Annotated in this window: 9 protein-coding genes, 1 tRNA gene and 1 pseudogene; 3 read left to right on the top strand and 8 right to left on the bottom strand. The window is 69.5% G+C overall.

Features of this window, described 5'->3' with window-relative positions:
- Positions 1-207: 207 nt before the first annotated feature.
- Positions 208-612, top strand: coding sequence for a globin (locus PV679_RS01295; protein ID WP_319678289.1), 405 nt, complete (start codon positions 208-210; stop codon positions 610-612).
- 37 nt (positions 613-649) lie between these two features.
- Here the strand turns inward: PV679_RS01295 and PV679_RS01290 are convergent, their stop codons facing one another.
- From PV679_RS01290 to PV679_RS01260, 7 genes and pseudogenes are all read right to left on the bottom strand, one after another.
- Positions 650-1,345, bottom strand: a complete 696-nt coding sequence (locus PV679_RS01290; RefSeq protein WP_319678288.1) for a hypothetical protein — start codon at positions 1,343-1,345, stop codon at positions 650-652.
- Entirely contained in the window at positions 1,342-1,770 is a 429-nt protein-coding gene (locus PV679_RS01285) for a thioesterase family protein (protein ID WP_319678287.1), read from the bottom strand. Before PV679_RS01285 ends, PV679_RS01290 begins: the two co-directional genes overlap by 4 nt.
- 1 nt (position 1,771) lies before the next feature.
- Entirely contained in the window at positions 1,772-3,436 is a 1,665-nt protein-coding gene (gene ettA, locus PV679_RS01280) for an energy-dependent translational throttle protein EttA (protein ID WP_319678286.1), read from the bottom strand.
- A gap of 209 nt (positions 3,437-3,645) precedes the next feature.
- Positions 3,646-5,058 (bottom strand): LAETG motif-containing sortase-dependent surface protein, encoded by a 1,413-nt coding sequence (locus tag PV679_RS01275; RefSeq protein WP_319678285.1) that lies wholly within the window; start codon positions 5,056-5,058, stop codon positions 3,646-3,648.
- Between the two features lie 436 nt (positions 5,059-5,494).
- Positions 5,495-5,926: pseudogene (locus tag PV679_RS01270) on the bottom strand (single-stranded DNA-binding protein); the annotation flags it as partial.
- Between the two features lie 140 nt (positions 5,927-6,066).
- Complete coding sequence (locus PV679_RS01265) at positions 6,067-7,845, bottom strand: YfjP family GTPase (protein WP_319678506.1); 1,779 nt, start codon at positions 7,843-7,845, stop codon at positions 6,067-6,069.
- Positions 7,846-7,976: 131 nt separating this feature from the next.
- Positions 7,977-9,584 (bottom strand): dynamin family protein, encoded by a 1,608-nt coding sequence (locus PV679_RS01260; RefSeq protein ID WP_319678283.1) that lies wholly within the window; start codon positions 9,582-9,584, stop codon positions 7,977-7,979.
- A 315-nt stretch (positions 9,585-9,899) separates the two neighbouring features.
- On the opposite strand from PV679_RS01260, the gene PV679_RS01255 reads away from it, so the two are divergent.
- Positions 9,900-9,972, top strand: a tRNA-Arg gene (locus tag PV679_RS01255).
- Positions 9,973-11,048: 1,076 nt separating this feature from the next.
- Positions 11,049-11,582 (top strand): EF-hand domain-containing protein, encoded by a 534-nt coding sequence (locus PV679_RS01250; RefSeq protein WP_319678282.1) that lies wholly within the window; start codon positions 11,049-11,051, stop codon positions 11,580-11,582.
- A 141-nt stretch (positions 11,583-11,723) separates the two neighbouring features.
- On the opposite strand, the gene PV679_RS01245 is transcribed toward PV679_RS01250, so the two are convergent.
- The gene (locus PV679_RS01245; RefSeq protein ID WP_319678281.1) at positions 11,724-12,557 is read right to left on the bottom strand and encodes a methyltransferase domain-containing protein; all 834 of its coding nucleotides are present in this window, start codon (positions 12,555-12,557) and stop codon (positions 11,724-11,726) included.
- Between the last annotated feature and the right edge of the window lie 319 nt (positions 12,558-12,876).

The following is a 12,876-nucleotide window of genomic DNA, read 5'->3' as shown; positions in this document are numbered from 1 at the left end:
GCCGGGTCATCCGCGCGGACCGCGGAGACGAGTCCGGCCGAGCGGGACCTGGCCAGGAGGTTTCCACGATCCACCGCTCCGGGCCCCGCGGCCTGATCCGGCGGACGGGCTGCTCCGGCGGACGGGCTGCTCCGGCGGACGGGCTGCTCCGGCGGACAAAGACCTAAGCCGAAAGTCCTCGGCCGACGCGTCTGAGACGATGGACGGGTGAAAGAGATTCCGCACGGCGCGCTTCAGGAGCAGACCTTCTACGAGCAGGTCGGCGGCGAGAACACCTTCCGGCGCCTGGTCCACCGGTTCTACCAGGGGGTCGCGGAGGATCCGCTGCTGCGGCCGATGTATCCGGAGGAGGACCTGGGCCCCGCCGAGGAGCGCTTCACGCTCTTCCTGATGCAGTACTGGGGCGGGCCGCGCACCTACAGCGAGAACCGGGGCCATCCCAGGCTGCGGATGCGCCACGCGCCGTTCGCGGTCGACAGCGCCGCGCACGACGCCTGGCTGCGGCACATGCGAGTGGCGGTCGACGAGCTGGGGCTGTCGGAGGAACACGAGCGGCAGCTCTGGGACTACCTCACCTATGCCGCCGCCTCGATGGTGAACACCGCGGGCTGATCCGCGCGGACGCGGGCACGCGCCGCCACGCCTTCGCTCAGGCCGGGGTGACCGTGAGGCCGCTGAGTCCGGCGCGGCGTACGGCGATCGAGCCGTACGGCGTACGGAGCCGGAGCCAGGCCCCGGACTCCAGCAGCGCCAGCGGCTCCTGGGGCGTCGCCGAGGCCGGCACCATCACCCGTACGGGCCGCAGGAAGCCCAGCGACTGGGCCGCGTGGACGGCCCGCAGCGGCAGCCCGGTGTCGCCGAGGGTCCTGGACCAGATCTCCCGGCCGATACGGTCGCGCTCCGCCCTGGTCCGGTCGGCCGGCGTCAACCGCTCGTCGCGGGCACGGAATTCGGCGACCGCCGCGGCCAGTGCGCCTCGGACGGCGTCCTCGGACGGCAGTCCCGGCACCTGCCGCCAGCCACCGCGCGGCGGCAGCACTCCGGCCCACGGCGGACCGGTGACGGCGGCCGGGACGGCCGCGCTGCCGGCGGGTTCGTCGACGGATTCGAGGAGTTCACCGGCTGAGACGGTGACATCCAGGGCGTACGGCACGGCGAGCCGGGCCGTACGGATGGCCAGCACCTCGAAGGACGCCGGCCGGCCGAACACGGCGAGCGCGCCGCCTCCGGCCTGAAGCCGGACGGCGGCGGCCCGGTCGTAGTGGATCAGCCGCGCGAGGAAGGCGCCGAGATCGGCCGCCTCCCGCGCGTCGGCGAACTCCAGTGTCTGCACCGGTGCTGTCATGCCGCGAGAGCGTCCTTGTCGTCATCCAGGTACTTCTGGAGGTAGGACCTCTCCTCCTGGGTGATCCGCCGCGGCCGCGCCGCTCCCAGGTCGTACGGCACGACGACCGTCGACGCCCGCACATACACCAGGTCGGCGTCCTTGATCTCGTACGCGATGGTCAGCGACGCGGCGCTGATCTTCGTCACCCACGACTCGATGGTCACCGGCTCGTGCCGGTGGACCAGCGGCCGCTTGTAGTCGATCTCGTGGCGGGCCACCACCGACCCGCCGGAGAAGGACGGCGAGCCGTCGCCGGGCGCCAGCCGGAACATGAAGTCGATGCGGGCCTCCTCCAGATAGCGGAGGAAGACCACATTGTTGACATGCCCGAAGGCGTCCATGTCCGACCAGCGCAGCGGACAGCTGTAGATGTGCCGGGCCATGTCAGCCCCGGGTGAGCTTCTTGTAGGTGGCGCGGTGCGGACGGGCGGCGTCCGCACCGAGCCGCTCGACCTTGTTCTTCTCGTACGACTCGAAGTTGCCCTCGAACCAGAACCACTTGGAGTCGCCCTCGTACGCCAGGATGTGGGTGGCGACGCGGTCGAGGAACCACCGGTCGTGGGAGACGACCACGGCCGCGCCCGGGAACTCCAGCAGCGCGTTCTCCAGCGAAGACAGGGTCTCGACGTCGAGGTCGTTGGTCGGCTCGTCGAGGAGCAGCAGATTGCCGCCCTGCTTGAGCGTCAGCGCCAGGTTGAGGCGGTTGCGCTCACCACCGGAGAGCACTCCGGCCGGCTTCTGCTGGTCCGGGCCCTTGAAACCGAACGCGGAGACATAGGCACGCGAGGGCACCTCGACCTGGCCGACGTTGATGTAGTCCAGCTCGTCGGAGACGACGGCCCACAGCGTCTTCTTCGGGTCGATGTTCCCGCGGGTCTGGTCGACGTAGCTGATCTTGACCGTGTCGCCGACCTTGATGGTCCCGGAGTCCGGCTCCTCGAAGCCCTGGATCATCTTGAAGAGTGTGGTCTTGCCGGCGCCGTTCGGGCCGATGACACCGACGATGCCGTTGCGCGGGAGCGAGAACGACAGGTCGTCGATCAGCACCTTGTCGCCGAACGCCTTGGAGAGGTGCTCGACCTCGACAACGACGCCGCCCAGCCGCGGGCCCGGCGGGATCTGGATCTCCTCGAAGTCCAGCTTCCGCATCTTGTCGGCCTCTGCGGCCATCTCCTCGTAACGCGCCAGCCTGGCCTTGGACTTGGCCTGCCGCCCCTTCGCGTTGGAGCGGACCCATTCGAGCTCTTCCTTGAGCCGCTTGGCGCGCTTGGCGTCCTTCTGGCCCTCGACCTTCAGCCGGGACTGCTTGGCCTCCAGGTACGTGGAGTAGTTGCCCTCGTAGCCGATGGCGCGGCCGCGGTCGAGCTCCAGGATCCAGCCGGCGACGTTGTCCAGGAAGTACCGGTCGTGGGTGACGGCGACGACGGTGCCGGGATACTTGGCGAGGTGCTGCTCCAGCCACTGCACGGACTCGGCGTCCAGGTGGTTGGTGGGCTCGTCGAGCAGCAGCAGGTCGGGAGCTTCGAGCAGCAGCTTGCAGAGCGCGACGCGGCGGCGCTCGCCACCGGAGAGGTTGGTGACGGGCCAGTCGCCGGGCGGGCAGCCCAGGGCGTCCATGGCCTGTTCGAGCTGGGTGTCCAGGTCCCACGCGTTGGCGTGGTCGAGGTCCTCCTGGAGCTTGCCCATCTCGTCCATCAGCGCGTCGGAGTAGTCCGTCGCCATCAGCTCGGCCACTTCGTTGAAGCGGTTGAGCTTGCCCATGATCTCGGCCGCGCCGTCCTGCACGTTCTGCAGGACGGTCTTGGACTCGTCCAGCGGCGGCTCCTGGAGAAGCATGCCGACGGTGTAGCCCGGCGAGAGGAACGCGTCGCCGTTGGACGGCTGTTCGAGGCCCGCCATGATCTTCAGCACGGTGGACTTACCGGCGCCGTTCGGACCCACCACACCGATCTTCGCGCCCGGCAGGAAGCTCAGCGTCACATCATCGAGGATGACCTTGTCGCCGTGCGCCTTACGCGTCTTGCGCATCGTGTAGATGTACTCAGCCAAGAGAAACCGTCCGGCAATCGAGAAGGGCCAATGTGCGGCTCCGCCGCGTGAGGGCAGATACACCCCATCTTGCCTGACGTCCACCCCTCGATGGAAACCAGTACCGCTCACCGGACCACTCCCGGCCACCGCCGACAGCGATGGCCCCCGGCACGCTTCCGCGTCCCGGGGGCCATGGCGGCGCCATGTCACTCAGCGCCGTGGATCACTCACTCTCCGGACGCGGTGTTCTTCCTGCGGAGGAAGAAGACCGCGGCGCCGCCGAGGACCACGAGCGCGATCGCGATGCCCGCGATGATCGGCGTGGCGCTGGAGGAACCGGTCTCGGCCAGGTCACCCGTGCTGCCCGCGGAGGAGCCGCCGGCCGAGGCCGGGCTGGGCGCCGAGGAGGGCTGCTCGGTCGCCGGAGTCGTGCTGCCTGCGGTCTTGCAGTCCAGGACACCCTTGAAGTTCTGCGAGAACCCGCCGGGCCCGGTGATCGTGAAGTCGTACGCCGCGTCCTCGCCGACCGGGACCGTGATGGTCTCGGAGCCGCCTGGCGCGATCGAGTGCTCGGTGCCCGCGAGCTCGAAGGTGAACTCCTCGTCGCCCTTGTTGCTGGCGGTGATGTCGACGCCGCCCTTGGCGCAGTTCTTCTCCGCGGTGAGCGCCGGGATCGGTCCTCGCTTGGCCCAGTTGGCGGTCGCCGTCGCGGAGACCGTGGAGTCGCTGGAGCCGGCCAGGATCTGCGTCTGGCTCTTGGTCACACCGGCGAAGGCGCGGCCGACCGGGACGGAGGTGGTGGCCTGCACACCGAGCGAGGCCACACCGTCGGAGGCACCGCTCGGAACGTCGAAGTACAGCTCCGTGCCGTTGACGGCGGCGGTGACCGGCTTGCCGTCCTTGTCGGTGATCTTGACACCGCTGGCGGCACTGTCGGCCGGCGGTGTCACCGTGACGCTGTCGGCGTCGGTGCGGACCGTGACCGGACCGAGCTTCTCGCCGGCCTTGCCGGAGACCGCGCCGGGCTCCAGCGTGAGCGAGGCCTTGGGCTCCGAGGTGTCCTTCGCGCTCTTCTCCAGCCACGCGGCGAGCTTCTCGGCCTGGGCGTCGCTCGCGTCGACGTCGGCGTTGTCCGAGTAGCGCCAGATCGCGACCTGCGTACCCGCGGCCGCCGTCTTCTCGGTGAGCGGACCGGTACCGGCAGCACTGGCCAGCGCCGAGAGGTCGTCGATCTGCGGGTAGGAGTGCTCAAGGATCCAGCGGATCCTGCCGGCGTTCTTGTTGGCGCCGAGCGAGGTCTGGTCCCAGGGGGTCTCCAGGTACTTCGCCTGCTCCTGCGTCGGGTTGTGGATGTCGATGCAGTACGTCTTCAGCTTGCCGCCGCCGTCGACGGTCATCTCGAAGAGCCCGGCGGCCAGTTGCTGGTCCTTGCCGTTCGCGTGGAGGACGGCGCCGTCATAGGTCTTCAGCCCGTCGAGGGTGGCGGCCGCGCCGCCCTGGTGCTGGGGAGCCTCGTCGGCCGCGGCCGCACCGGTGACGCCCAGCGAACCCATCGCGACCAGGCCCGGGACGAGGACCGCGGCGGCGAGACGGGAGATGCCTCGTCTCCGTACGGATGACGCAGATATCGAAGAAAACACAGAATTCCCCTTCGGGCGAGGGTTCTTTCGCGTGCGGACGCGTGGGGGGTATGCCTCGCCGGCAGACTCAAGTGCCCCGTGAGTACTCGGGAATCCTATGGACGGCGGGAAGCCCCAGTGCCCTCTCATACGATCAGATAACCGTTCCGAATCGGAATCGTTATCGACACCCGGCCGCACATCCGGAATACGACTGGCAATATCGACAAATCTCCACAACCGCGGGTCAGGGAAGCGCGGTCGACGCCACCCGCGCCGGCGCGCCGGCGGGCTCCAGGTCCTGACGTGCGCGTGGCATCGAGTCCGGAACAGCGGGCGAAACCGCGGCCTCGGCACCGTCCGATCCGCCGCCGGGAGCGCCGGCCGGGACGGGAAGCCGCCCCTGGACAGGACGCTCCCGCCCCGAAGTCGTCGCCCGCGTCGGCACCCGGGCCACCTCCCGCACCGGCCCGCCGACCGGTCCCTGGCCCTGTGTCGTGCGGTGATGACGCTCCGTCAGATGCGGAGTCGCCCTGGCCACACGTCTGAACGCGGAGGTCCCACGGGTCAGATCGTGTCCGATCGCCACCGCGTCGATGTCCACCGACGTCCTGCGCTGACCGCCCCGCTCCTCCTCGCGCACCCGCAGCCTCCCGTGCACCACGAGTGGCTCTCCGACGGAGACCGAGGCGGCCAGATTCGCTCCCAGCGTCCGCCATGCCCACACCGTGTAGAAGCTCGTCGGGCCGTCCGCCCACTCTCCCTTCTCACGGTCCCAGCGGCGCGCGGTCACCGCGAATCTGAACCGCGCCACCCCACCTGACGCCGACTCCCTGAATTCCACACCTGTTGCGACATTCCCCACCACGGTCACCACGGTGTCGTTCATAACGGCCTCTCCCGTCCGGCTGCATTGACTGAACTCATGCTGGACCGGACGGAAAGAATGCGCAGCCGCCTGTGGAATACCCGCGAGTTGTGGAAAAGCCCGTCACCCTCACACCGTGGCGCGACCGCGCCAAAGCGCCGTCACATCCGCAGCCTGGAGACGGTCACGTACTGCTCCCGCACCTCCCGGTACCGCATGAGCTCGGCCGAGACGGGATCCAGCACTCGCGCCCGTCCACAGCCCGCGGCGGCCTCTCGCAGCCGCCGCTCGGCGTCCTGTCCGTACCGCCGCGCCGGTCCCCGGGCCGCCGCCGCACAGGCCCACTCCACGAGCGGCCCGCCGATGATCCCGGCGAGCATCACCAGCACGGGCGGGAGGAGTCCTGGTTCCAGTACGCCGACGATCTGGCCCACCAGCCAGAGCGCGCCGAAGATCTGAAGCAGCGTCATGCACGCCTGGGCCACCACGGCCGCGGGCCACCAGGCCGGCCGCGGCGGCCGGCCCGGCGTGCCCGCCGCCACCGCCAGCTCGTCCAGCGCCTCGGGCAGTCCCTCGGCGCCCCGTAGCGCCGCCTCGCGTACGGCGTGCGCCCAGGGAGCCGGCAGTCCGGCGGTCGCCTCCTCCACCACCGTACGTACAGCCTGCTCGACCCGCTGCCGGGCCGTCAGCTCCTCCTCCGGGGCCACCGGAGCACGCGGCTTCCCGATGCCCGGCATCCGCGTGCTCTCGTACCAGCGCCACAGCCGCAGCCACGGTGTCCCGCACGCACGTCCCGCGTTTCTGAGCCACGCGCGCTCCGCCGTCTCACCCGCCGCCACCGCGCCGACCGCCCAGGCCAGCCGGTCCGCGAACTGCTCGCGGGAGCGCTCGCCGAGCCCTGGATGCCCCATCGCGACATAGGCCGGCCGCAGCCGCCCGGCCGCCGCGTCCACATCGGCCGAGATCCGCCGCGCCGGGGCGTTCCGCTCCTGTACGAACCGTCCGAGCAGCTCACGCAGCTCTCCCACGCCCTGCCCGCCGAGCGCGGAGAGCGCGAGCACCGTGGCCCCGGGCTCGCCGTGTTCACCGAGGGCCATGCCGTCCTCGTCGAGCAGCCGGCGCAGATCGTCGAGCACCTGGTCGGCGGCCTCACCCGGCAGCCGGTCGATCTGGTTGAGCACCACGAAGGTGATCTCGGCGTGCCCTGCCAGAGGGCGCAGATAGCGCTCGTGCAGCGCGGCGTCCGCGTACTTCTCCGGATCCACGACCCAGATGACGGCGTCCACCAGCGCGAGTACGCGGTCGACCTCTTCACGGTGGTGGACGAGGGCCGAATCGTGGTCGGGAAGATCGACCAGGACAAGACCGTGCAACTCCTCGTCCCCGTCCCCGCCCGCCAGCGGCTTGCGCCGCAGCCGCCCCGGGACGGCGAGCCGGTCGAGCAGGCCCGCCGCGCCGTCCGACCAGGTGCAGGCGATCGGCGCGGAGGTGGTGGGCCTGCGCAGTCCGGTCTCCGAGATCGGCACTCCGGCGAGGGCGTTGAACAGCGTCGACTTGCCGCTGCCCGACGCGCCCGCGATGGCGACGACGGTGTGCCGCGAGGACAGCCGCTGACGGGCGGACGCCTCCTCCAGCACTCGTCCCGCCTCGTCGAGGATCGACCCTTCCAGACGAGCCCGCGACAGTCCGATCAGCTCGCGCAGCGCGTCGAGACGTGCCCGCAGCGGGCCGCTGTAGGCGCCGCCGTCGGCCGTGCGCGGCTCCGCTCCCGCCAGGACGCTCCCGCCGCCGTCCAGCGCGCCGGTCAGGCCCTTCACGCCCTGGAGGCCGTCCAGACCGTCCAGCCCCTCCAAGTCCTCCATGGCGTCCTTCTCACCGGCCCGCCGGGCGATCAGTCCGTCGTCCCAGCCTCCGGCGGATCCCTCGGCCGCGCCGGACATGCCCGCCTGCCGGCCTCCGTCGGGCGCCGCTGTCCCCTTCGACGCGGAAGCCCCTATGGCCTTCTTCGCACCTCTGCGCCCTCCAGCCTTTCCGGCATCGTCGGTCGCACCGGTTTCATCCGTCACAGCGGTCACCTCGGTCGCCTCTCCCTCTGCAGTACGGACAGCGCGGCGATCAATTCGGCCTGCGGTGCCGGGTTCACATCAAGGGCGTCAAGGGGCGCCAGCCGCCGGTCGCGCTCCGCATGCAGTACGCGATCGATGTACGTGGTCATCAGCTTGCCGCCCCGCTCACGCAGCCGGAGCGCGCCCTGCGCTCCGATCCGCTCGGCGAGCCGCTCTCCCGCGGCTCGCGCCCGCCGCCCGCCGAGCAGGGCCGCCGCGAGCAGGGCCGCCACCGCCTCGGCGTCCGGCGCGGTGCTCCGCTCCAGTTGCCGCACCTCTTCCTCGGCCATCTCCTCAAGGACCCGGCGCAGCCTGCGTACGGCCATCCCGACCCGCTCGGTCACTTCCCTGTCCGAAGCCGACCTGTTGAGGGCCCCGGCCGCCGGTTCGCGCCGCCATGTCTCGTCCACCCGTTCGTCGGCGGCGGCCACCGCGCACTGGAGCAGCGCGCCCAGGCTCTCCACCAGCGAATCGAGCAGTTCCCGCGCCGAACTGTCGCGCGGATAACCGCGCCACCGGGCCCGCGCGTCCCCGGCGAGCACCGCGCCACGCTGAAGCTGCCGGCGCAGCCGTTCCGCCTCGGCCGCGTAGCACTCCTCCACGGCGCTCGTCAGCCGCACCGAGGCGGAGTACTGCGCCGCCACCGCCCCGGCCAGCTCCGGCATCCGTACATTCAGCGAGTCGATGACTCCGGCCGCGGTGCGCACCACGGCCTGTTGACGGGCCGCCGGGTCCTCCACCCGGTGGGTCAGCCAGGCCAGCAGCGGCGCGACGGCGGTGGCGGGCAGCAGCCCGCTGCCGCGGCCGGCCGACTCGGGCAGTTCGGGGATGGTGAACCGCGGCACATGTCCCAGGCCCGCTCTGGTCATCAGTGCCCCGTACCGCCGCGACACCTCGTCGATCATCTGATGCGGCACCCGGTCGAGCACGGTCACCAGCGAGACGTCGTACTCCTTGGCCGTACGCAGCAGACGCCACGGCACCGCGTCCGCGTACCGGGAGGCGGTGGTCACCATGACCCACACATCGGCGGCGCAGATCAACTGGGCGGCCAGCAGACGGTTCACCACCACGAGCGAGTCGATGTCGGGAGCGTCGATCAGCGCGAGCCCGCGAGGCAGCGTCGCGGCGGTGTCGATGCGCAGCGCGTTCTCCTCGACGGCCTGCGCGCCATGGACACCGGCGCCCCGCTCCTCCTCCTGCTGTGGCAGCCACACCCGGGTGAGATGCGGCAGCACCCGTACTCCGGCGAACCAGTGGTGGTCCTCGGGATGGCACACCAGCACGGGAGTGCGCGTGGTCGGCCGCAGCACCCCCGCCTCGCTGACCCGCCGCCCGACAAGCGAATTGACCAGCGTGGACTTCCCGGCCCCGGTGGATCCGCCGATGACCGCGAGCAGCGGCGCTTCGGGATCCCGGAGCCGGGGCAGCAGATAGTCGTCGAGCTGCGCGAGCAGCTCAGCCCTCGTCTGCCGAGCACGCGGTGCCCCCGGAAGAGGCAGTGGAAGCCGCACGGCAGCGACACAGTCGCGCAGTGCGGAAAGTGCGTCGATCAGCTGGGGCCGTACGTCCATGGTCACCACATGCGAAGAATGCCCAATTTTGGAGTCTTTTTGAAGCGTATGGACATCTCTGCGCGCCGATTAAGTCACAGGACAGACGGGACGAGTGGGGCACAGGCATAACGAGTGCACAACACCCGGGGCGCTGGAGGCTAAAAGCGATGCAGGAATCGCACCTGCCTGCGATTATCGGTTCGCTTCACCGAACCTCCACATCGTGCCACGCACGTGAAGCAACCGGGTCAAGGCGATCGGAGCCCTATCCTTGTCCCGGCAAGGTCGTGGAACCACCCACCCGGGGCTCCAGGTCACCGAGGCCACCATCCGGCCCCCGTAGCTCAGTGGATAGAGCAGGTGCCTTCTAAGCACTTGGCCGCAGGTTCGAGTCCTGCCGGGGGCACACTTCTACGCGCGATGCGAAGCTCTCCTTCTCGGAGGGCTTCGTCGCAGGTCAGAGCGGTTCGGCGGCGCCACGGGGCAGAGGCGCGGACACCCGGGCCCGACCACCGTCGACGGGACCGGTCCGGTCGCGGCCGGCTTTGTACGACCTCCGGCGGACGGGCCTCGCGAGGACGCGGAGTGCGGACAGACCGCCTCCGGCCCACGCGGCGCCCGGAAACGGCGAGACGCCGCAGTCGCGCCACGCCGTCCGGCACATGTGAGGAATTTCCGCCGGGCGCCCCAAGGACCGTCCCGTAGATCCCTGGTGGATCAGCGCGCGGCATCGGATGCGGTGCATCGCAAGGCGGAGAGGCGCTCACATACTGGATGTATCCGGGCATTCCGACAACGCGGCGAGGTGCCGTAGCTGTCGTCGCGCGCCCGCCGGGGATTACGGGACAGCCCTGGGCTCCGGTCCATCCGCGACGGCGCACCACCGGCGCCTTCCACATCGCGGAATTTCTGTGAACGCCCAGAGGAAACCGTGCCCAGAGAAAACCGTATGGTGCGATCATTTGCCTCTTTTCCGTGGACCCGATGCCCTCTGCGACCAACGAACAAACACATGCAAGGCACCTTTTCGGCTCATTATTACGACCGGTCATCGACGATGGACGACATGGTGATTACGGTCCCGATACCGCGAAAGGGATCCGGAAGCCGGTAAAGCGCGCGCCGGAGCCGCCGCCCGCCACCTCGGCCGTACAAGCAGGACAGAGGCACCCGGGCGCACCACTCTGACCAGCCAAGCGACCGGCTGGGCAAGGCCCACTCGCACTCCCGACCGGTGTCTTCACCCTTTCTGATGAATGCTAATCATTTTGCGGACATGCTGACCGCCGTCTCGCATAGTGAAAACGTCTACCGGTTTCCGGTGGAATCAAGGAGATCGCGACCGCGATTCCTTTTGTATCCCTCCACCGTTTTCTCCTGGCGTCGCGTTGGCGTCAATTCTCCGGTACGACAACAGAATAAGCATGCCAACAGAAGGCGTTTAACCGCGCCGGCCAGGGTCTGACGAAAGGTGATACACCAATGCGGACGGAAGCCCTCAACCGAGTCAAGCTGGTGTTCTCTCTGCTCGACGCCGACGGCAACCAATACCTTGAGCCCGAGGATTTCGAGCTCATGGCGAAGCGTGTCATCCAGGCGGCACCCGATGCCGACGAGGCGGAGAAAAACGCGATGCTGGCCGCCTTCCGGAAGTACTGGACGACCTTGGCCGCCGAGCTGGACGCCAATCACGACGGCCGGATCAGCTTCGAGGAGTACACGGCCTGCGTCCTCACTCCGGAGCGCTTCGACGAGACGGTCGGCGACTTCGCCGAGTCACTCGCCGCCCTGGGTGATCCGGATGGCGACGGACTCATCGAGCGGCCCCTCTTCGTCGCGCTCATGACGGCCATCGGCTTCGAACTCGCCAACATCCACGCGCTCTTCGACGCTTTCGAACCCACGGATTCGGATCGGATCACGGTGGAGACCTGGGCCTTCGGCATCAAGGAGTACTACCGCCCCGACAAGGCGGGCGTACCGGGTGACCATCTGGTCGGAGACCTGGCGGTCTGAACACCGACCGGGAGCGCCTCTGACGGAAACCCGTGGTCCCGCCGGTGTCGCTGTCGTCGACGAGCCGATGACAGCGACACCGGCGGACACTCCGTCACCGCGCCGCGCCGCCGCCGGATCCCGACCGCCCGGCGGCCGCCGTCACCCCGCCCTGCGACCCCATGCCGTGAGTACGGCGAGGGAGAGATCGTGAAAATGAGGCGAGGCCAGCTCCTGGTACGCGGCCTCGAAGTCGTTGTCGTTCGCGAGTCCGGCGGCCACGACGGCCGGCCGTGACTGCTCCAGATTCAGCCGCCACCACTCCGCCTCGTCGTCGCCACCGTTGACGAGCTGAATGCGGGCGTCGTGCCCGATGTCGACGAGCCCGGCCTTCTCCAGCGGCACCGGGAGCGTGCGGGCCCAGCGCGTGTCCGTACCGACCGACTGCTCAAGGTGCGTACGGAAGGCCCGCATGATGGTGCGATAGGCCGGGTGCGGAGAGTCCAGGAGCGGGAAGGACGCGGGCTCCTCCAGCAGCAGCACTCCGCCCGGCTTGAGCCATTCGACGAGCCGGGCGACCGCCTTGTCCGGGTCGGGCAGATGGATCACCACATACCGGGCATGGATGAAGTCGAACGATCCGGGCGGGAAGTCCTCGGTGTACATGTCGTGTCGCAGCACTCGTACACCGTGTCCGGCCAGTTCCTCAAGGAATGTGGTGTCCAGGTCGGTCACGGTCACCCTGGCATTCTGCTCGGCCAGCCACCGGGCCACCGACCCTCCGCCGCCGCCGACCTCCAGGACCTCGTCCTCCGGCTTCAGCCCGAGCGACGTGAAACGCGAGCGGGTATGCCCGTCCAGGACGGACTGCAGCAGGCCGAGACGCTGCCGCTCGCTGCTGATCGCGTGGCTGAACATCCCGTCCCGGTAGCGCTCCTGTGTCCACTCCCATCGCTCTCCCGGCGTCCGCTCCACCGGAGTTACGTGTGCGTCCATGCGGTCTCCTCAGCGTCCGGCCAAGGGCTGTCCCGTCATCCCTGGTGGATCGGCGCGCGGCGTCGGACGCGGTGCGTCGCACGGCGGAGAGGCGCTCGCATACGGGATGCATTCGGGCGTTCCGACAACGCGGCGAGGCGCCGTAGCTGTCGTCACGCGCCCGCCGGGGATTGCGGGACAGCCTTAGGTGGTCTGTCCAGATGGGAACACCGGTATGCCGCGGCCACGCTGGACCGACCACGACAACCGGAGGTGAGAGCGGTGTCACGGTGGCAGTCTCGGGCGAGGAACACGCGCGTTTCATCATCAATTGGCTGAA

The sequence above is a fragment of the Streptomyces sp. AK02-01A genome (assembly GCF_033795305.1).
Classification (GTDB): domain Bacteria; phylum Actinomycetota; class Actinomycetes; order Streptomycetales; family Streptomycetaceae; genus Streptomyces.
This window is presented reverse-complemented; position numbering and strand designations above follow the sequence as displayed.